Consider the following 20,579-nt stretch of genomic DNA (forward strand, 5'->3'; position numbering starts at 1 on the left):
GGGCGGCGGTGTGCCCGGTTCGCCCTGCCCTGATTGCGGCGGGGGCGGGCGTTTCATCAGTTCGCGCACCAGATCGCGGTTGTGGAGGATGTCGGGGTCGTCGGGGCGTCGTCGCAGGGCCGCGTCGTATGTCTGCAGGGCTTGGTCGAGGCGCTGCAGGCGTGCCAGGGCATTGCCCCGGTTGTAGAGGGAGTCGGCGTCGTCGAAAGGTTCCAGCAGCGCGGCCGCGTCGGCATAGGCCCCGGTGCGATAGTGCGCGACGGCTTTCCAGCGGGCGTCGGTGAATCGTGTGGCCGCCGTTTCGGCGGCGCCGCTGCGCAGGGCCTCCATGGCGCGCTGGTCGGGTCGCTGCCACCAGTCGGCGAAATCGCCCGCGTTCGCCGCGGGCGGGGGGATCAGGAGGAACGCGGCGAGCAGCGTGAAGACGCCGCGGCGGAAGGCGAGGGCGGCGAGGGGCAGCAGCAGCGCCAGCAGCCAGGGGCCGAGCTCGCGCGGTGTCGAGCGCGTCGGGATCCGTTCCTGTCGCAAGGTCGAAGCGCGGTCGAGATGGGCGAGGAGGGCGCTGACGTCATGGTCGTCCGTGCGCCGGGCGAGGTCCAGGCCGCCGCTCGCGACGATGGCGTCGTGCAGGGCTCCTCGCGCATCGTTCTCGGCCCCGAGTCGCAGCAGCGAGACACGCATGCCCTCCGCCTGTAGCTCGGCGACGGCCTGCAGGCTGGGCGCGGACGCCGCGCCGCCGGCGCTGAGCCAGAGCACGTCGCGTGTTGCGGCGCCGCTCCTGGCCAACAGCTTCGCCGCCATCCGCAGCGCGCGTTCCGGCCGCTCGCCGGCGACGGGGAGGGCGTCCGGTGCCAGTTCGGTGACGAGCATGCGCAGCGTCGCGCTGTCGGTCGTCGGCGGAGCGAGGAGGTAGGGCTCGTCCGCGTAGGCGATCAGCGCGGTCTGGCCTTCAGGCATGCGGTCGAGGAGGTCGAGCAGTTCGACCTGCAGGGCTTCGACGAGGGAGGCGCCGTTGCGCGCATCTTCGAGGGCTGGTGACAGATCTGCGACCAGCACACGCATCGCGTCGCTGCGCAGAGCAACGTTGGTGCGGCCCTTCAGGGCGGGGCCCGCCAGTGCAATGACCGCGAGCGTCAGGCCAACGGCAATCACTATGCGAACTGCGCCACGGCGCCCCGTCGGCGCCGGATCGACCAGATGGGGCAGCAGGTCGGCGTCGACCACGCCCGTCCAGTTGCCGAACGCGGCGCGCGGCGTGCGGGCGACCGTCCATGCGAGTGCCCAGCAGGGCAGCAGCGCCAGCAGCCACCAAGGGCGCAGCAAGGTGAAGTCGGCAAAGCCGATGGCGATTTCGCTGGCGGGATTCATGCGCGCGCCACCTCCGTGGGCGCCTGCAGGCGGCGTACGCCGAGGACGACGGCAATGAGCAGTGCGGCGGCGAGCGGCCAGGGATAAAGCTCGCGAGCGGGGCGCATCGCGACCTGCCCGAGGGCCTGCGGCTCGAGGCGGTCGACGCGCCGGTAGAAATCGGCCAGCGCCCGTCCGTCGGTGGCGCGCCGGTAGGTTCCGCCGGTCTGATTCGCGAGGGCCTGCAGCGTCGTTTCGTCGAGATCGGCCACCGGGGCGACTGCGATTTCGGCGCTTTGCGTTGGCACCGATGCCCGCTCCGGTTCCGCGCCGATGCCGACCACATGGATGCGCAGGCCTTCGCGCCGGGCGATCCAGCCCGCCTGCTCCGGGGACAGTTGGCCGGCGGTGTTGGCGCCGTCGGTGAGCAGGACGAGTACGCGCTCGCTGCCGCGGAACTCGCGCAGGCGGGTGGTGGCGAGTGCGATCGCGTCACCGAGAGCGGTTTCCCGTCCCGCGAGGCCGATCGCGGTGTCGTCGAGCGCGGCGTGCACCGTGTTCAGGTCGAATGTGAGCGGAGTCTGCAGGTAGGCCTGTTTGCCGAACACGATCAGGCCCATGCGGTCGCCGTCGCGGCCGGCGACGAAGTGCTGTGCGAGCCGGCGCGCAGCGTCCAGGCGTGTCACGGGTGGACCGTCGAGGCGGAGGTCGGCGGTCGCCATGCTGGCCGACACGTCCAGCGCGAGCATCAGTTCGCGGCCGCTGACCGGCAGAGCCGTCGGGTCGGCGGGGCCCAGTGGCCGCGCCGCCGCAAGGACCAGCAGCACCCACGCCAGCGTCGCGAGGACGAGGTCGAAGCTGACTCGTCTGCGTTCTGGCGCTTGTGTTCGCGTCTCTGATGCCGTTGTCGTAGGTGCGGCGAAGGGGGCCAGCGAGGGTACGCGCAGCACGGCCGCGGTGCCCACCGGCGCGCCCGCCGGGGGCAGCCAGCGGCGGACCAGCCAGGGCAGCGGCAGGAGGGTCAGCAGCCACGGCCACAGGAAGCTCATGGTGCGTTCGTCCTTAGCCAGCGCCGTGCGAGTGCCAGCAGGGCGCGGGTCTCGCCGTCGCTCAGCGCCGGAGTCGCGGTCGCGGGGCGGTAGGGCAATGCATCGAGGACAGCGCCCGCGCCGGAGACGAATTCGCCTTGCCCGCCATGCGCGTCGAGGAAGGCCAGCCACGCGGCGCCGCTCAGGCCCGCCGTGGGTGCGTCCGGGAAGCGCCGCCGCGCGTAGCGGCGGAGGACTGCGCCGATGCCGCGCGCGAGCTCGACGGCGTCGTGCGTCTGTGCGCAGGTTCGCGCGACGGCGTCGAGTTCGCGCAGGGCCGCCCGCAGCGGGCGCCCGCGCCGGTGACGGCGCGCCAGCCACACCGCGATGACGATCGTTGTCGCAAGGAGAGCCCACCAGCCGGGCGCGGGCGGCCATATCCCTGGGGGCGGCGGCAGATGGATGTCGCGAAGCTGGTCGATCGAGGCCGTGATCATGCAGCCGCCGTGGGTCGGAACAGCGCCGCGAGCGTTCGCAGCGGGTCGTCGTGCGTGGCGAGGGGCAGGAGCGTCGCGCCGAGGCGCCTCGCCAGTGCGGCGAGCCGTTCGCTGCGTTCGCGAAACGGTGCGCCGTATGCGTCACGTGCGGTCGGGTCGCGCAGGTCCAGCGTCCGTGTTCCGTCCCGAGCGGCAATGCGGTAGATGCCCGGAGGCGGTGGCGCGGATTCGATGGTGTCGAAGACGCGTACCAGGGTGATGCCCGACGCGCCGCGCAGCATCGCAAGGGCGCGCTCGCCCGCCACATCGAGGTGGTGGAAATCGGACACCACGACCGCGTGGCTGCCAGGGCGGACGGGGTGTGCGAAGGCGCGCAGCGCGGCCGTGAAAGCATCCGGTCCGGAGGTCGAACATGGCGCCGCGGCGGCTGCGACGAGTTGGTGGATCAATCCGAGGGCGCCGCGTTCGCGTCCGCATGTCGGCTGTTCGCGGTGCGCGTGGCCGTCGTGGACGGTGCCGCCGATGCGATCGCCAGCGTCGATGGTCGCCCATGCGAGCAGCGCGGCGGTGCGTGCCGCCACGACGGACTTGAACGCGCAGCGCGTCCCGAAGCGCATCGTCGGACCCAGATCGACGAACACCCGGACCGGCCGCTCGCGCTCTTCATGAAACAGTTTCGTGAATGGTTGTCCGCGCCGCGCCGTGTGTCGCCAGTCCATGTTGCGTGGATCGTCGCCGGTCTGGTAGGGGCGCACCTCGGCGAAATCGAGCCCCGCGCCGAGTCGAGGGCTGCGATGCGCTCCGCCGCTCGCGCCATTCCCCATGCCCCAGGTCGCGCGCAGTGCGGCGACCTGGGCCCGCAGCGCGATCAGATCGTGGTGCGTCGGCGCGATGTTACTGGTCTGCACGGTCGGCTGGCCGGTTGTTGCGGCGTTCGTGTCGAAGTGCGAGCCACGCTCACGGCACCGGGACGCGCGCGAGCAACGCCGCCGCGAGCGTGTCCGCGTTCATTCCGTCGGCCATCGCCTCCCAGTCGGGCAGGATGCGGTGGCGGAGAACGTCCGGCGCCAGTGCCTGGATGTCGTCGGGCGACACATAGTCGCGCCCGTGCAGCCAGGCACGCGCCCGCGCACATCGGTCGAGAGCGATAGTCGCCCGCGGACTCGCGCCGAAACGCACGGCGCCCGCCAGATCCGGCCCGTACAGTTCCGGCGTGCGGGTGGCCGCGACGAGCCGCACGATGTAGTCCTCGAGATCGGGGCTCAGGTGCAGGTCGAGCGCGGCGCGGCGTGCGGCGAATACCTGTTCCTGCGAGATGACGGGTAACAGCGCCGGGATGGCCGAGGATGCGATGCCGGCCCGCGCTTCGGCTCGGGCAAGGCGCAGGATGTTGCGCTCGGTCGCCGCCTCCGGGTAGCCGACGCGTACGTGCATCAGGAAGCGGTCGAGTTGCGCCTCGGGCAGCGGGTAGGTGCCTTCGTGCTCGATCGGGTTCTGCGTCGCGACGACGAGGAAGAGCCGCGGCAGCGCGTGGGTCGTCTGTCCGATCGTCACCTGGCGTTCGCCCATCGCCTCGAGCAGCGCCGACTGCACCTTGGCCGGTGCGCGGTTGATCTCGTCGGCGAGCAGCAGGTGATGGAACAGCGGACCACGTTCGAAGCGGAAGCTGCCATCCTGCGGACGGAAGATCTCGCTGCCGGTGAGATCGGCCGGCAGCAGGTCGGGCGTGAACTGGATGCGATGGAAGTCGGCGTCGATCAGCGAGGCCAGCACGTGGGCGGCGCGCGTCTTCGCGACACCGGGCGGGCCCTCGACGAGGAGATGGCCGTCGGCGAGGAGCGCGACCAGGAGTCGCTCTACCAGGGCTGCCTGCCCGAGCACGGCGCCTTCGAGCGTGCGGCGTAGCGTCAGGAAGGCGTTGTCGAGTGTCATGGGCGTGGAGCGGGACGAATTGCGTCGCAGGGCGCGTCGGGGCAGTCGAGAACGAAACGGGCCGGCGTTCGGTGCACGTGCGCGTCAAACCATCCCGCAGACAGGGTGAATTGTAACGCAGGGTGCAGGGGGGCATCGCACGCGGCCCGGGTTGCCGCGGGCGCCTTGGTCAGGCTTGCCGGAACCGTCATGCCGGCCTCGCCACGTCACGCGAGCGGAAAGCGAGCCACACGAGCGCTGCAAGCAGTGCTGCGAACAGGAAGGCGCCCTGGTTCTGCACCAGCCAGCGCATGTCGACCAGGTTGCGCCACGTTGCGGGGCTGGTCCCCCAGACGAGTGCGAGTTTGCGCAGCCACCAGATCACCGCCGGGAGCACGATAGCGAAACCGCCAACCAGGGCGAGCCATTCGCGTCGCTCGCGCAAGTCGAGCGTCGGCCATAGCGTCAGGGCGAGCGGAATGAGCATGAGACAGTCGTATTCCTTCAGCCGTGGCAGCAGCAGTGCCGTGCCGGCGATCGCCACGAAGGCCCGCAACTGAAGGGTCGGCGCGCGGTCGACGGCGCGCAGCGTGAGCACGAGGACGAATGCGGCCCACACCGCGTAGGCCGCGACGATCCACGGCCCGCCCTGCAGTTCGATGCCGGACTTGCGCACCAGCATCGAGAAGCCGAAACCCGGTACCTCGTTCGCATGTTCCACCGCCGTGCGCAGCCAGTCCGCAAAATGCGCCGGGAAAAGCAGCGCATCACCGCCGTACCACGCGGTGACGGCGATCACCCCGGCGAGCGGGAGAAGCATCTCGCGGCGCTGGAAGAACGGCAGCAGCACGTAGGCCGCATACAGCGGCTTGAACGGCGCCATCGCGACCCCCAATGCAGTGACCGGTCGTGCTCCGGCCTCCCGCCAGATCAGCCACGACAGCGCGCCATAGAACGGAACGCCGATGTTGCCGGAGACCAGTTCCGACACGAACACGCCTGCGGCCGGTGCCAGCACGAGAAAGGTGACGGCCAGCGGCGATGCGCCGAGACGGCCGGCCACGTACAGGAACAGGGCGCCACCGCCCGCGTACGCGAGGATGTACAGGTAGCCGAGCACGGTCGTGCCGGTCAGGGACGCGAGTCCGGCCAGCAGACGGGTGCCGGCGTAGGGGTAGGTATGCGGCAGGAAGTAGCCCGTGCAGTCACCGACGAAATTGTAGGGATCGCCATGCGCAAGGGTCGCCTCGATCGCGCAGCGATACACCGTCGCATCCCACAGCCAGGCGCGATGTTCCAGCAGCAGGGAAAGTCCGAACAGCAGGCCCGGGACCAGGCACAGCGCAAGGCCGATGCGCATCAGGGAGGGATTCATCGTGCCTGCTGCTCCGCGAGGCGCGCGCGCGGCATGGCCGGCGCACCGTGCGTCAGGGCCCAACGCGCGAACTCGGCGATCTCGCGCGAGCCGAGCTTCGAAGCGCCGACCGTGCGGTCGGGAAAATGCACCTGAACCTCGCGGATGTTCGCGCCCGCGCGGGCCGCGTTCTGCAGCATCGCGACGATGAACACGTAGCCTTGAGCGCTCACGTCGGTGAAGCGCGACTGTCGCAGCGCCGGGGTGCGCCACGCGCGGAAGCCGGCCGTGCAGTCGCGTACCGGTGCGAGACCCAGCCAGTGGCGCGCGACCAGATTGCCGGCCCGGGAGAGGAGACGGCGCCGCCAGCCCCAGTCCTGCGGCGTGCGATTCCCGTCGAGGTAGCGGCTGCCGATCGCGACGTCGGCGCCGTCCTCGATGGCGGCGAGCAGGCGCGGCAGATCCGACGGCATGTGGGAAAAATCGGCATCCATCTGGATCACGACGTCCGGTGCGTGATGGGCCTGCGCGTGATTCAAGCCGCGCACGTAAGCCGCGCCGAGGCCGGAGCGCGGTCCGCTCAGCAGCGACACGCCGGGCTGCTGCGCGGCGCAGGCGCGGACTTCCGCCGCGGTGCCGTCAGGGGACTCGTCGTCGACCACGAGAACGTGCACCTGCCGGTCGGGCGCCGCAAGCGCGGCGTGCACCGCGCCGATCAGGCGCCCGATGTTGCCGCGTTCGTTATAGGTGGGAATGACGACGACGATCTTCATGTGGACTCGTTGCCTGGCGAAGGCTGCGACGGGCGCGCGGTGAGCGTGCGTGTGGAGAGGGACGCGTTTGCCGGGGCGCGTAGAATACAGTCCCACACCCACCTGATCCAGACGCGTTTCATGCAAACGTCAAGCGCACGATGATTTCCGTAGTCATCCCCGCGCACAACGCCGCGGCCTTCATAGACGGACTGCTCGACTCGCTCGAGGCGCAGCGCCTCGACGGCGTACACGGCTGCGAAGTGATCGTTGTCGACGATGGATCGACTGACGCGACGGCACAGCTGCTTGCCCAGCGTCCGGGGCTGCGCGTGCTGCGCCACGAGCGCTGTGCCGGAGCGGGGGCGGCGCGCAATACCGGCGCGCGCGCGGCACGTGGCGAGTGGCTGGTGTTCCTCGATGCCGACACGCGTATCCGCGAACGCGACTTCCTGCTGCGCTGCGAAGACCTGATCGCCAGGCATCCCGGGCATGACGCATTCTCGGGCTGCTACCACGACGAGAACCCGGGCGGCGGGCGCTTCGCGCGCTACCTCGACGCGATCGAGACCGTCATGCGCCGCGGCAGTCTCGATCGCAGCGCACCGGGCTGCCTTGGCGGTTCGGTGTGTGCGATCCGCCGCGCCGTGTTTCTCGAACTTGGCGGCTTCAGCGAGGATCGCCGTGTCGCGCTCGAGGATCCCGACCTGGGATGCCGGCTGGCATTGGCCGGTCACCGGCTGTGGCTGTCGGGGGAACTGCGTGTCGAACACCGCCAGCCGGGCTGCCTCGATTACGTGCGCGAACTCGTGCCCCGCACGCGCCACTACCTGCAGCTCATTCGCCGTTACCGCAGCTTCAATCCGATGATGGGGGGCGCGGGCGAAGGGATAGGGCGCGGGGCGCTGGTCCTCGGCCTGCTCCTCGCACCGGTCGGCATCGTGTTCCCCGGGCTGACGGCCGCCGCCTTGTTGCTGCTGACCGTGGCGGGCTGGCAGGCGCGCGCCCTGGTGCGCGAGCTTGCGCGCCGACATGGCCCCGCCTTCGTGCTGACGGGGCTTGCATTCCACGCCACAGCCAGCGCCGCCGTCGCCGCCGGCGGCCTGCTGGCGGTGCGGGACAGCGCGGCGCGCGGACTGCGCAGCGCGGTCATCGATCTCGCGGTCGTGCTCGCCTACCTGCGCAGCCTGTGCTCGCGCGGCTCGCCGGGCTACCTGATCCAGTTCCTGACGCACCGTTGCAACGCGCTGTGCGGCCATTGCTTCGACATGCCGCAGCGGCACGCGATCGGACGTGAGGCCGAGCTCGACCTTGCGCGCATCCGCCGTGTCGCGGCGAGTACCGGGCCGGTCGGCCACCTGTCCCTCACCGGTGGAGAGCCCCTGCTGCGCGACGACCTCGCCGGGATCATCGCCGCGTATTACCGCGCCGGGGTGCGCTCGTTCAGCGTCTCCACGAATGGCTCCTACCCCGAAAAGATCGCCGCCCTGCTGACGCGCATCGCCGATGTTGCGCCGTTCGGGCGCGTCATGGTGACCGTTTCGGTCGACGGGGTGGGCGCCGCGCATGACCGCTTGCGCGGCGTGCCCGGCCTCTTCGCGAAGGTCGAGCAGTCGCTGCGCCTGTTGTGCGAGGCCCGCCAGTGGTTGCCGCAGCTGCGGGTGCATGCCTGTATCGCGGCAACTGCGGCGAACGCGCAGGAGGTCCCGGCAATTCTCGCCCGCCTGCGGCGATTCCCTCTGGATCAGCTGGAAATGACCCGGCTGCGCGGCACGCCGGCCGATCCGGCCGTGCAGGGGCCTGACGACGCGACTTACGCGCGACTGAGCGCCGACGTCGCCGCGGCGAACGGCGGCGCGACCGGTCTGTCGCGCCTGTTCGCGCTGCTCGACCGCGCGATGTTCACGATCGTGCGTTCGCCCGATGAGCCCTGGCCCTGCGGAAGCTGCCTCGCCGGTCGGCGGCTCGCGGTGATTCGCGCCGATGGCGCGGTGCTGCCCTGCGAGATGATCCGCGACGTGCGTCCGCAGGACGCCTTGCCGCACGACGACTTCATCATCGGCCGGCTCGCCGAGCACGGCGACGACCTGCGCGCCGTCCTGAGCAGCCCGCGGGCGCACCGCATCACCGATTACATCCGCGACACGCAATGTCGTTGCTCCTTCGAGTGCGCGATCTTCGCGACCATGAGCTATCGGCCGTGGACCTTGCCGCGTTTCCTGCTGCACGGCGTCGGTTCACGCGGCGGCGGCTTCGTCGCGCGGGAGGGCGGAGAGGAAGCGGTAGAGCGCGAGCCCCAACAGCAGCGTGAGGATCCACGGCGAGATCTGGACGGGAATCGCCTTGGCGAGTTCCTTTGCACCGAGCAGCGCCGCGAGCCCGCCCGCGAGCAGCCAGTATTCTTCGCGCCCCGCGCCGCGGTGCCGCATGTCGGCCCACAGCCAGGCTGCGCCCGGCACGACCAGGGCGAGGTCGTACAGGAAGGCTAGCGGGAGCGCGAGCGGCGTCGCGATGCACAGCACTGCCGCCTGCAGGCCGTGCGATTCTGCGTGTCGCCGGCCGCGCCACCACACCGCTGTGACGATCGCCAGCATCAGTGTGCTGACGAGGGACTGCAGCACCCAGGCCTGCTCGACCGTCATCCCCGCAAGGCGCGCCGCCGCCCACGGCGTGACCATCGCCGGCAGCGCGAAGGCGCCGACCGAGAAGGCCTCGAGGTGGAACAGGCTGGTGCCGATGAAGGCGAACCACGGATCGTCGCCGAGCGTCAGCACGCTGAGCGCGATCAGCGCCAGCACGCTTGCGCTCGCGGCAGCGAAGGCCCGCCAGTGGCCGCCCGCGAGCAGTGCGAAGGGGATCAGCATGCCGAAATGCGGCTTCACGCTCGCAAGGCCGATCAGCGCGCCCGCCCATAATGGCCGGCTGCGCAGCAGCAGCAGGCCCGACCCGATCAGCCCGGCGGTGAGAAAGCCGGTCTGACCGTACATCAGGTTGAAGAACGCAGGAGGCGCCGCGAGTGCGAAGGGCAGACCGAGGCGGTCCGGAACGATCCGCCGCAGGCTCAGCAGGTAGGGCACAGCGGTGATGCCCAGCCATCCCGCCCACGCGATCAGGTAGGGCAGATAGGCGAGCGGGAGCACCAGCAGGATGAAAGTGGGCGGATACATCCACGGCGCGAAGCCGACAACGCCGGCTTGCTTGTCCGTGAGGTCGCCGTAGATCCGGCGTGCGGCCTCCTTGCCGGCTGCCACCATCGTGCGCTGCATGTACACGAACTCGGCGGGAAGCTCGCGCACGATTATCGATGCTGCGTAGGTTGGGGTGAAATCGGTGAACAGCGGCGTGTCGCCGTGGGCGGCGTCACGGTATCCGTCTGTGATCTTCGCGCCAACGAAAAGCGCGTACCCGACTACCGCCAGCCAAAGGGTGAAGCGCAGGAGGCGCAGTCCCGACGTGAAGACCGAGGCGTTCAGATCGCCCCCTTGTGCAGCGCCGTCGTGACGAAGGGGATTCCGAAAAAGGTGAAGAACGCTATGACGAAGGTGCCGGCGACCAGCAGCGAGTTGGTCAGGGGGGGCGTGCGGAACGAAGCGCGCACATGCAGCGTCAGCCCGATCGCGAGCCAGGTCACCAGCGACCAGACTTCCAGCGGATCCCACGACCAGTAGCGGCCCCACGCGTCCTGCGCCCAGATTGCGCCGGCGACGATGCCCAGCGTATCGAAGATGAGTGCCAGCGCCATGCAGCGGTAGGCGGTTGCGTCGAGTTCGCTGTCCGCCGGCAGACGCTGCAGTGTCGCAGCGCCGGGGTTCAGTTTGCGGAAGATGGTGATCAGGGCGATTCCGAGGGCGACGAAGGCGGCGCCGAGGAAGATCTTCAGAAAGATGATGTGGATGAACAGCCAGACCGTGCGGTAAGTCGGGGGCAGCGACGATTCGTCCATCGGAATCAGCATCATCCAGCCCATCAGCATCGTCACGACGGGAAGCACGAAGGCCGCGAAGGCGCGCACCCGTGGCAGCATCAGATAGCCGATCCACACCGCGGCAACGAGCCCCCACACATTCGCCGAGAGCATCTCGAAGGTGTTGATGACCGGAAGGTGGCCGATGCGCATCCAGCGTGCGCCGAACGCGACGGTATGTACGCCCCAGCCGATAAGCAGCAGGATGAGGATCAGGCGTGACCAGTCGCGGCGGAACACGAGAGCACTGATGGCCGCCACGGTGGCGAGGCTGTATGCAACGACGGACGCCCAAAAGGCGATCAGTTCGGTCTGGAGCAGGTCGTTCATTCTTTGTCGAACATCTTGATTTTGTCGGCGTGCTTTATCTCATACTTCGCCACGCCGTTCTCGTCTGCCGTCCCGGGAATCGGCATCTTGGCGCCGACGCCTTTGCCGTCGCGGCGCAATTCGGCAGCCGTGAACCCCGGCGGGATGCCCTGAGTCGGTCCCCACGGTCCGCGCCCGAGCCTGGATTCCCATTCCCAGATTGCCGAGCGCGCCTGGGCCACCTTGAGACGGAACGGATCCTTGTCGCTCACGACGTGCAGGTAGCTGCGCATGCCGCCCAACGCAGACTCGAGGTCTCCCATCGCTTCCGACGCCGTGGCATGGCCGAAATAGGCCTCGGCGCGGAGACGGTCGCGGTCGATGGCCGCTTCATAGTATTCCCGCGCCTCACCGAAGCGCTGACGCTGCATCATCACGTCTCCCATGAGCTGGAACGCGTCGGCATCGTCGGGGGCCAAGTACATCGCCTTGAGCAGCGATTGAGCCGCTTCGTCCGCCTTGCCCGTTTTGAGAAGGTCGCGCGCCATGTCGTTCAGCGCATCCAGTGTCACGCGACGCACCTCGCTGAGATGACCTGCCCGGTCCTGTGTCGGATCGACACTGAGGCGGTGGCCGGCGGGCCGATCCGGCACCGTCTCGTCAGCGCGGAACTCCGAGGGGCCGTGGGGTGCCAGCGAGGGGAATGCCGATGTCTGCGCGTGTGACGATGCAGACTCGACGCCCCGCCCCGGCAGCAGCGAGACAACGGTGGCAAGCAGTGCGATCGAGAACGGAACGGCGAGGATGGCGCCGCGGCGATAATCGCGCACTGCGGCCGGGGCTTCTATGCGCTTGTCGTTCATTTTTCCGCAATCACCTTGGCGGTGCCTGCCTGCAGGTGTCTGGCCACGACGGATTCATCTACTGCGAAGCGTGTGCCGAAGCAGATGAACCCTTTGTCTGGACGGTGCAGCGTGCGGGAATAGATGGACATGCCTTGCGCGTGGGTCGACCACCGTCCGCCCTTCAGAACCCGCATGGGATGACTCAGATCAGCTCCCACGGTGGCGTTCTTGGCCAGAGGCGGGTTGCGCATGCCGTCCCGCAGGGCGAGATCGTGGGCGTTGTTGTACCAGTCGGCAACGTGTTCGAACACGTTGCCGCCCATGTTGTAGAGCCCGTAAGCGGAGCGGCCGTTGGCGAAGGCGTCGACAGGAGCCGGGCTGCAGCCGGCATGGGATTTGAAGCCGGCGAAGGTGTCGTCCGGATATTCGTCCCCCCAGGGGAACATGCGCCGGTCGGTCCCGCGTGCGCCCTTGACCCATTCCATCTCTGTCGGCAAGCGGAAGCCGAGCCATTGCGCCAACTCGGTCGACAATTCGTTCGACAGGTGGGTGGCGGGAAGGTCCTGTTCGGGCGACTTGAGCGTGTAACCCGCGGTTGCGCTCCCGGTCAGCGAGCAGCCTTCCGTCTCGCCCGCATACATGGCATGGCGCTTGAGGCCCGGCTGTTCCAGGAAGCGCTTCAGGTCGCGGGCGCGTGCCTCGAATTTCGCCAGATAGAAACCGTCGAGCCAGATCTGCACGTCGCGGTAGTGCTTGCCGTTCACCGGCTTCTGATTGTCCAGATAGTCGGTGTTTTCGACCCCGTACCAGAAGCTGCCAGCGGGTATGTGGACGAACTCGACGCCGTTGATCATTACTTCCCGGGGAAGCTGCGTAGCCGGACTTTGAGCCAGGGCGAGCGCCGACGAGAGGATGGCGGAGAGGGTGGCGGTGAGGACGGCAAGATGGCGGATGGGTGTCATGGCGTCTGGTCCTCACTCTTCGCGCACGAGGCGCAGTCCGAGAAGCTTGAGAGTGTCGTGCTTGGGATAACGTCCACGCATCGTGCAGCGGGTCTGGACGAATTCCGTGCGCACGCTCCCGCCGCGGATGACGGCCTTGTCGAGGCTTGCGCCGGTGCGAGGGTTGTACAGGCTGTGGCGCGCGTAAGCGTCCGCCACGTAATCGTCAGCAGTCCATTCCCAGACGTTGCCCAAGAGGTCGAAGAAACCTGCGGCGCTAGCCGGGCGGCTGCCAACCGGTTCGGGTATCGCGGGGGCTTCCACTGCCGCCACGGCAATACGTGCGAGTTCGTCCCCATTCGTTGGAACGTTCTTGTCGAGCCCCGCGGGGTTTGCACCGCGGCAAGCGAATTCCCATTCGGCCTCGGTCGGCAGGCGGAAGCGGAAGCGCTTCTTGTGCTGCGATGTGAGGCGTTCCGCATAGGCATTGGCTTGTTCCCACGTGACGCGCGTTACCGGCAGATTGTCGGGCAATGAATCGTTCCCGTCGGGCAGGGAGCCCATCACCTGCTTCCACTGCTTGCGCGTCACTTCGTGCCGCCCCAACCAGTATGCGTCGAGGCACACCTCGTGCGCGGGTGCTTCATCGGCGGACAGGGACTGCGTGTAGTTGAGGCGAACCCATCCACCGTCCGCCTCGGGAGCTACGTTGGCATCGTTGCCCATGCGGTAGCAGGATTTTTCAATCCGGACGAACTGCAATCCGGTCTGCGGATCCTGCCATGTCTGTGGTTTGCTTTCGTTGGCTGCGTGTGCGGATGTCGCGATCAGGCCGCTGACCAGGAGCAGAGCCGCAAATGTCGTATCGATCGGTTTCATTGGATGGAAGGAGCTGCAGGAATGGGGCGGACAAGAATGCGTGCGTAGAACCATACGAGGGACAGGACGCCGAGCAAGACGGCACCGATGAGCCACGGGCGGGTGGGGTCGGCGACGATGCGGTATCCCATCCACGAATCGAGTCGCACATACGTGAGGACGCCGCCGGCGAGCGTGAGCTGGTCGCCGGGTGCGAGAACGCTGCGGCTGTCCCCGATGCGAAGAACGAGCTGCTGTGCGGCGCTGCCCGCTCCGAGGTTGGTCCGTACGCTCGCTCCTTCGGTCCGTGCCGGGGCTTCGGCATCCACCATCAGCCAAGCCGTGCGGCCGTCGGGCAGCGTCCATTCGTTCGCGCCCGCAAAAGCGCCGTTGTTGCTCTCACGTAGCTGAACCGTGCCCCAGTCCTCCGAGCCGTCGGCGGCCTGCCAGCGGAATACCGGCGAGAAGCCGCGATACCTGCTGGTGTAGATCCGGTAGCCGTCGATGATGAGCGGGATGTCGTCGCCGATTTCCGCGACGTGGGTGCGGCCGTCCGTCCCGTGCCAGCGTACCCGGTTGTAGGTGGTGTGGTAACGACCCCGCTCGGGATAGTTTTCCGTGAAGCCGAGGTTGGTGAATCGCAGCTCGGCAATCGTTCGATCGTGCAGGGGGCCGTGCTCTTCGCCCACCAGATTGCCGTCGAATGTGGTCCCGGCGGTGACGGTTGCCTGTCCTTCGAAGTAGGTCAGGCGTGCAGCCACCAGCGCGAAAATCAGGGCGAGCAACGCGAGATGGAAGACGAGCAACGGGAGATCGGCGCGGAACCGGCGATTGGCCGTGATTGCGGCGAGCAGGTTCAGGGTCAGCAGTGAGAACGGCACGAGCATGGCCAGCGTCGTGCTGCGCCCGGGCGCCTTGGCCCACAGCGCAGCCGCCGCCATGACCACGAAAAATATCGCGGACAGTTTCGTCGAGGCCAGCGCGGTCAGCCAGCGGGGCATGCTGTGCGATTTCCCGGCCCGATCGTCACTGGCAGCCCGAAATGTCGGACATCCAGTCTTTACCGTTGTAGCCCGATGTGCCGCAGCTTGTCTCGGTCCATTGGCCACTCGCCTGCCAGGTGTTGATGCGCAGAACAGCGGAATTATAGTAAGGGGCGATTGACTGCGTACTGGTGTTGCTGCCCACGGATGTGCAGTTTCCCGTCTGTCCCCCTTCCGGGCCCACGCACTCCAGGTTTACCAGGAAGGCCTTGTTCTTCCATCCGTGAGGCACCGCAATGTGACAGCGCATGCATGGCCGGGAGCTCTTGGTGGTGAAGGAGTGTGAGGCTTCCGATGCACTACCGTCGAAGCCGCTGTTGGCGTTCGGGTTATGGCAACGGCCGCAGATGCCTCCGCTGGAGTTGGTGTCGCGTGTTGCGCTCGGGGTTACCGTCAGGTCCCAGACGCCCTTGAGGATGAAGTTTTGCGGGGAACCGTGCGGCCCCTGCACCTTGGCCAGGTTAGGCCCATTGTTCGTGTCGCTTGCGTCCGCACCCTGGGTCCAGGAGCCGGAATGCCCGTGGCAGTCGGAGCAGTACATGGTCTGCGTCCCGACCTTGGTGTCGTTGAACGGCGGACGGAAGTTGTCCATCGACGTGCCGCTCCGGGTTCGCGCCGCGACATCGCGTCCTGTTGGCCACATGACCGGGTGCCAGGAACGATGATTCTTGCCCGTTGCGCCGCCGCCACTGGGCGATGTGCCATTGGGATCGCAATTGCCTCCGCACGCAGTCCCCGACTTGCCCTCTTCACCCTGATCTCCTCCTGATGAGGGCGGGTCAGTTGCCTTGACGGCAGAGAACTCGGCGGCGACGTTGGTGTACCTGGTCATTCCGTTCGTGCCGCTGGCGGTCCCGCCCACGTAGGCGCCACCCATGAGGGGCATAGTCGCGCCTGCGCCATAGTCGGAATGGCACTTCAGGCAGAGCTGATACTCGCGCGTCAGGTAGGGGTTGGTTCGCGCGGCGTCCTCACTGTCGCCCGGGTCGCCACGTTTGACCGTGTAGCTCGTCGGCGTTTCGGGGAAACTGGTCGTTGTGGAGACTGCGGCTGCGGTCGGTTCGACACCCCACGTGCCGCGCAAGGGACCGGACGCGACGTTGGTTCCGAGGACGTGGGTGCGCTGGGCCGCGCCCTTGCCCGTGAACAACGCGTTCTTCATAACCCGGTGCGGGTTATGGCAGTCGGTGCATTCAACGTGCCGGTTAGTGTGGGTGCCAGCGCCCAGCAGGGTCCGGTCCTCGATGAAGTCTGCACCGCACTTGTTATTGGTGCTGCTGCAGTTCACAAAGGTGTCGGTGAAGTTCCCGCCGATATCGTGCTTCTCGGTGCCCGCGGGCTGGTCGGCGCTTGCGATCGGCATGCGCTTGTTGCCGGAGGTCGTGAACTCGGTACGAATGTCCGGCACGCCGGTGCTCGCGCTCATTGTCGGGACAGTGAGGATGCTGGCAGCGGTGGTCGTGTGACACTGGTAGCAGGTCTCCTCAACGGCTGGGTTTCCGCCTGCCTTGGGCGTGGATGCGCTGTCGGTGCCTTCGCGCAACAAGCGGCGTGAGCCCTGAACGGTGTGGGTGTCGTGGCAGTTCAGGCAACCCGCTTCCCAGACCTTGATGAGCGGCTCGGGCTGTCCCACGGGATTGATGCCGTCGGGAAATTCGCGCTGTGTCGCTGCTGCAGCCTTGTACGAATAGTTTGCGACGGTCGAGTCCGCGTGAGCGGACTTGGACCACGCGAGATAGGCCGTGCCCACCCGATCCTTGTTCTTGTCGTGGCAGCCAAGGCAGATCTGGTCTTTGGTCGCGTCGAAGGCCGTGCCGGGGGTGGCGGTTTTCTGGAAGCGGTTGAGGCGCAGGAACTTGCTCGCGTTCAGGTGCGGGTCATGGCAACTCGTACATTGCACCTTCCCTTCATGATCGAGCGGCAGTATCGGCTTGTTACTGGACGTGCGGATGCCCACGACCGTCTTGCTGCCCGCGGAATAGGGCGGGCTGCGAAATTCCCCGTCGCGGGTGGCGAGAGTGCCGTCGAAGGTGAAGGAGATCGGATGGTCGTTGCGCAGGTCGACGCCGAGATTGCGCGTGTAGCCGGTCGTATTGCCGGTCGTCGGCATCTTGCCGTCCGGCGTGCCGACCATGGAGATGGTCCTGCCGGTGCCGCTGCCGGGGGAGTTCGCGACTGCGCCGAGCGCGAGTGTGCCGTCGTGGCAGGACAGGCACAGCTTGGAGGCGCCACCCGGCTGGCCGATCGGGCCGTTGAGGATGTCTTCGGCGTCGAGGGAGTTCGAGGTATAGGGCGTATAGGTGGCCGAAGACAGCGTGCGGTTCCACAGCGGGCCGGGAGCAGTGGCATTCGCCGCATGCGGGGTGTGGCAGAAGACGCAGATCTGGTCGGTGCCGCTCGCTCCGGTCGCGGCCTTCACCGTTCCGGGGCCGGTCGCCGACAGGTTGTGCTTGGTGTTCGATACCTTCGCATTCGTGTTCTGGGCCAGTGCCAGCGTGGCCTGTCCGAACAGCGCCGCAGCGATGAGCAGCAGGGCATGGAATTTAGGGAAATTCTTCATAACCTTTTGATGGTCGCGGGTATTGAGGCGCGTTCTGGGATGCGAAACAGCTAATGCTAAACGATTATGGGATCGGAGCGAAGTTTCGCGGTTCGGCGCCGGCCTGGACCTTGAGGTCGCGGCGCGTGGCGTTGACCTTGCGCAGCATCTGCTTGACCGCTTCGGGCATGCGCTGGCCGGCGGCCATTTCCTGCATCTGGCCCGAGAGGTAGGAGTGGTTGATGAGGATGTCGAACACCGCCAGCATGAACTCCTGCTTCCACTCGGAGAGCTGGTCGAGGTTCTGGAACTTGTGCATGAAGAAGTTGCGCGAGGCGCGGCCCAGCTCGCGTTCCACTTCCTCGAGCGTCATCGCGTCGGGTTTGACGACGGGCTGTACGAGGTTGTACTTGCTGTAGTCCTTGGTCGCGACATGGGCCTCGAGCTGCGGGTAGAGGTCTGCATACGGCCACGGCGCGATCGCAAGGAAGAAGGCCATGTCGGGGTTGTAGAGCTTGGCGAGCTCGACGGCTTCCTTGAAGGTCTCGGGCGTGTCGCCGGGCATGCCGAGCACGAAGGAGGTCTCGGAGACGATGTCGGAGCCGTTGATGATGTCGATCGCGCGGCGCGAGTCGGCGGCCTTCGAGCCTTTCTTGAACAGGTCCAAAGTGGCTTGCTGACCGGCTTCGACGCCAACGTAGATGTGTTCGACGCCGGCCTCGGCATAACGGTCCATGATGTCCTCGTCGCGCACGATGTCGTCGACGCGGGTTTCCATCAGCAGGCGCACGCCGGGCTTGCGCTCGATCATCAGGTCGAGGATGCGCTCCCAGCGGGGGCGGTCGAAGGTCGGGATCTCGTCGGCGAGCATGGCGACCTGCACGCCGTACTTCTGGTGCAGCATTTCGATTTCGGCGACGAAGTTCTCGGCGCTGCGCGCTCGCCAGCCGCGGCGCCAGAAGAGCTTCTGCGAGCAGAACGAGCAGTCCTGCTGGCAGCCGCGCGCGGAGGACACGATGGCGAGGCGCGCGTCGTTCTTGGCGCGGTACTTGTAGATCGGCCACTCGACGAGGTCCCACGCGGTGGGCAGCGCGTCGAGGTCGCGGATGAAGGGGGCCGAGCGGGTCGCGATGACGCCGCCGTCGCGCCAGAAGGCGAGACCGGCGACTTTGGCCGGATCGTCCCCGGCGTTGAGGCAGTTCAGCAGCTGAGGCAGCGTCAGTTCGCCTTCGCCGCGCACGACGTAGTCGATCGCGTCGTGGTCGATACGCAGCATCTCCTGGTAGCAGAAGGTCGCGTGCACGTTGCCGATGACGGTGACGATTTCCGGGTCGATTTGCTTGGCGAGGCGCAGCAGTTTCGTCGCTGCGACGATCGCCGCGGTGAAGGCCGAGGTGCACACCACGTCGGGGCGGAAATCCTCGAGACGCTTCTGGATCTGGGCCTCGTCGTGCCACAGCGCCATCGCATCGTAGTAGTCGACTTCGTAACCCGCCTCGCGCAGGGCGCCGGCGATGTAGACGAAGCCGACGTTGAGCCAGGTGCCGGCCGATTCCACGACCCCCGAGTGATAAGGCACGGTGACGAGCGCCACGCGCTTGATCTTGCGTTGCCGGGGCGTGATGGGACCGGTACGCGGGGGAGGGGTGAACGTGATCGGGGAACCGTTGGTTTTCATTGTTCTCTGTGTGCGGACGTGTCGGGGGAGACTACCGGCGGCATGGTAGGTGAGCACCTGCCCAGAGCGTTTGACGTACATCAACGGCATCGCCTAAGGCGTGGCGGAACCGCGCGCCGACAAGGCCGGCACGCGGGAGGGAGCGCGAGGGGGCGGCCGGGATCAGCGTGCCGCGGCAGCGGAGTCGGTGGCGGAGTCTACGCGGGGGACGGGGTTGGCGAGCATCTCCTCGCTCAGTTCGTCGCACGGGCATACCGGCGGCGTCATCGGTAGCGGCGCCGGGATGGTGCTGTCGGCCGCGGCGGGCTGGCGTGCGCGGGCGAGGCCCATCTTGAAGCGGATGGAGAAATTCACGTAGGCCTCGAGGAAGCGGAAGATGCGTTTGTCGCCCATCGGGCCGACGGGGCGCTCGCTCGGCAGCGGGGTGACCTTGCCATCGACGAGCTTCGCGCGGCCGACGATCTGGAAGCTGCCGTCATGGTCGACATAGCCGAGGTTGTCGGTCTGCACGGCCAGCACGGTCGGCAGGTTGGCGAGGTCGTAGTGGCGCAGCAGGCCGACTTCGCCGGGCGGGAGGGGGCGCAGGTCGTCGAGGCCGACCGCGGCGACGCGCGCCCACGGCGGGGTGAGGCGGCGACGCTGCGAGGTCCGGCCCTGGACGGCGGCGCGCAGCGTGTCGTCGAAGTAGTTCGTGGCGCTCTCGGCCATGCCGAGAACGTTCACGCAGTGCGATGCCGGGATGCCGAGGGCCTCGCTGGCGAGGCGGAAGTAGTCGTCCTGCGTGAGTTCGCCGAAGCGCCCGCGGTAGCCGCCGCCGTCGCCGATGCGACTGCCGGCGGGCAGGCGGAAGCGCAGGCCGCGCGCCTTGCAGGCGTTGAAGAAATATACGAAGGCAGAGGTGGAGCCGATCATCGCGAGCGGGACGCCGCTGGCTTCGGATTCTTCCAGCGCGGCGATCAGGCCCTTGATGTCGAGGCCCGAGTAGTCGAGCAGGAAGCGGCTGTCGGGGGTGCCGAAGTGGCGGCGCGTCTCGTCCATGCCGACGGCCATGCCCATCGACGGTGCCATCTCCGGGCTGGGGGCGAGGATCAGGATGCGGCAGCGCTGGCCGCGCGCGAAGTCGGGGAACAGGTAGGCCCCGGTCATGGTGCGATTGGCGGTGAGGATGAGCTCGCGGCCGATGTCGTCGCGGAAGATCTGGCCGCGCCGGTTGGCGGTGGTGCCGCTGGTGATCTGCGCCATCACGGCCTGTTCGGGCGGGAAGGACGTGACGATGGCGGTCTTGAAGCTGTCGGTCGGGAAGGCGGGGATGTCGCGCCAGTCGGTGATCTGGGCGGGGGTGATGCCTTTGGCTTCGCAGAACTCGCGATAGGGGATGTTGTGCGCGAACTGCCACGCGAAGATTTCCGGCGCGAGGGCGTCGAAGGGCGCGCGGTCGGCATCGACGCCGGCGGCGATCATCGCGCGGATGCGTTCGGCGAGGCGCTCGCGCACCTGTCTCTTATACACAACT

16 protein-coding genes and 1 pseudogene are annotated in these 20,579 nt (G+C 67.7%); 1 reads left to right on the top strand and 16 read right to left on the bottom strand.

Features of this window, described 5'->3' with window-relative positions; genetic code table 11:
- From GPA27_RS24405 to GPA27_RS24435, 7 genes are all read right to left on the bottom strand, one after another.
- Nucleotides 1-1,368: VWA domain-containing protein (locus GPA27_RS24405; protein WP_169143036.1), on the bottom strand; the 1,368-nt coding region annotated here is incomplete at its 3' end.
- Nucleotides 1,365-2,396 (bottom strand): VWA domain-containing protein, encoded by a 1,032-nt coding sequence (locus GPA27_RS24410; RefSeq protein ID WP_169143037.1) that lies wholly within the window; start codon nt 2,394-2,396, stop codon nt 1,365-1,367. The genes GPA27_RS24405 and GPA27_RS24410, both read right to left, overlap by 4 nt.
- Nucleotides 2,393-2,872, bottom strand: a complete 480-nt coding sequence (locus tag GPA27_RS24415; RefSeq protein WP_169143038.1) for a DUF4381 domain-containing protein — start codon at nt 2,870-2,872, stop codon at nt 2,393-2,395. Before GPA27_RS24415 ends, GPA27_RS24410 begins: the two co-directional genes overlap by 4 nt.
- Nucleotides 2,869-3,780, bottom strand: coding sequence for a DUF58 domain-containing protein (locus GPA27_RS24420; protein WP_169143039.1), 912 nt, complete (start codon nt 3,778-3,780; stop codon nt 2,869-2,871). Before GPA27_RS24420 ends, GPA27_RS24415 begins: the two co-directional genes overlap by 4 nt.
- Before the next feature lie 49 nt (nt 3,781-3,829).
- A complete protein-coding gene (locus GPA27_RS24425; RefSeq protein WP_169143040.1) occupies nt 3,830-4,804 on the bottom strand; it encodes an AAA family ATPase in 975 nt (324 codons plus the stop codon).
- A gap of 187 nt (nt 4,805-4,991) precedes the next feature.
- Nucleotides 4,992-6,158, bottom strand: coding sequence for a hypothetical protein (locus GPA27_RS24430; protein ID WP_169143041.1), 1,167 nt, complete (start codon nt 6,156-6,158; stop codon nt 4,992-4,994).
- Nucleotides 6,155-6,910, bottom strand: a complete 756-nt coding sequence (locus GPA27_RS24435; protein WP_169143042.1) for a polyprenol monophosphomannose synthase — start codon at nt 6,908-6,910, stop codon at nt 6,155-6,157. Before GPA27_RS24435 ends, GPA27_RS24430 begins: the two co-directional genes overlap by 4 nt.
- A gap of 140 nt (nt 6,911-7,050) precedes the next feature.
- On the opposite strand from GPA27_RS24435, the pseudogene GPA27_RS24440 reads away from it, so the two are divergent.
- Nucleotides 7,051-8,514: pseudogene (locus tag GPA27_RS24440) on the top strand (glycosyltransferase); the annotation flags it as partial.
- 612 nt (nt 8,515-9,126) lie between these two features.
- Here the strand turns inward: GPA27_RS24440 and GPA27_RS24445 are convergent.
- The 9 genes from GPA27_RS24445 to GPA27_RS24485 form a co-directional block, all read right to left on the bottom strand.
- Nucleotides 9,127-10,185 (bottom strand): glycosyltransferase family 87 protein, encoded by a 1,059-nt coding sequence (locus tag GPA27_RS24445; RefSeq protein ID WP_256223108.1) that lies wholly within the window; start codon nt 10,183-10,185, stop codon nt 9,127-9,129.
- 173 nt (nt 10,186-10,358) lie between these two features.
- The gene (ccsA, locus tag GPA27_RS24450) at nt 10,359-11,183 is read right to left on the bottom strand and encodes a cytochrome c biogenesis protein CcsA (RefSeq protein ID WP_169143044.1); all 825 of its coding nucleotides are present in this window, start codon (nt 11,181-11,183) and stop codon (nt 10,359-10,361) included.
- Nucleotides 11,180-12,025, bottom strand: coding sequence for a tetratricopeptide repeat protein (locus GPA27_RS24455; protein ID WP_169143045.1), 846 nt, complete (start codon nt 12,023-12,025; stop codon nt 11,180-11,182). The genes ccsA and GPA27_RS24455 overlap by 4 nt, the downstream gene beginning before the upstream one ends.
- A complete protein-coding gene (locus GPA27_RS24460; protein WP_169143046.1) occupies nt 12,022-12,969 on the bottom strand; it encodes a formylglycine-generating enzyme family protein in 948 nt (315 codons plus the stop codon). The genes GPA27_RS24455 and GPA27_RS24460 overlap by 4 nt, the downstream gene beginning before the upstream one ends.
- Nucleotides 12,970-12,981: 12 nt before the next feature.
- Nucleotides 12,982-13,827 (bottom strand): formylglycine-generating enzyme family protein, encoded by an 846-nt coding sequence (locus GPA27_RS24465; protein ID WP_169143047.1) that lies wholly within the window; start codon nt 13,825-13,827, stop codon nt 12,982-12,984.
- Nucleotides 13,824-14,807: a cytochrome c biogenesis ResB family protein gene (locus GPA27_RS24470; protein WP_169143048.1), complete on the bottom strand. Its 984-nt coding sequence runs from the start codon at nt 14,805-14,807 to the stop codon at nt 13,824-13,826. Before GPA27_RS24470 ends, GPA27_RS24465 begins: the two co-directional genes overlap by 4 nt.
- Nucleotides 14,808-14,832: 25 nt before the next feature.
- Nucleotides 14,833-17,409: a cytochrome c3 family protein gene (locus GPA27_RS24475; RefSeq protein ID WP_169143049.1), complete on the bottom strand. Its 2,577-nt coding sequence runs from the start codon at nt 17,407-17,409 to the stop codon at nt 14,833-14,835.
- 64 nt (nt 17,410-17,473) lie between these two features.
- A complete protein-coding gene (locus tag GPA27_RS24480; protein WP_169143050.1) occupies nt 17,474-19,066 on the bottom strand; it encodes a B12-binding domain-containing radical SAM protein in 1,593 nt (530 codons plus the stop codon).
- Between the two features lie 162 nt (nt 19,067-19,228).
- Nucleotides 19,229-20,579, bottom strand: a 1,351-nt coding sequence (locus GPA27_RS24485) for a LuxE/PaaK family acyltransferase (RefSeq protein ID WP_211165214.1), incomplete at its 5' end; no start/stop codon positions are given.

This window comes from Aromatoleum toluolicum, from assembly GCF_012911005.2.
Lineage (GTDB): Bacteria > Pseudomonadota > Gammaproteobacteria > Burkholderiales > Rhodocyclaceae > Aromatoleum > Aromatoleum toluolicum.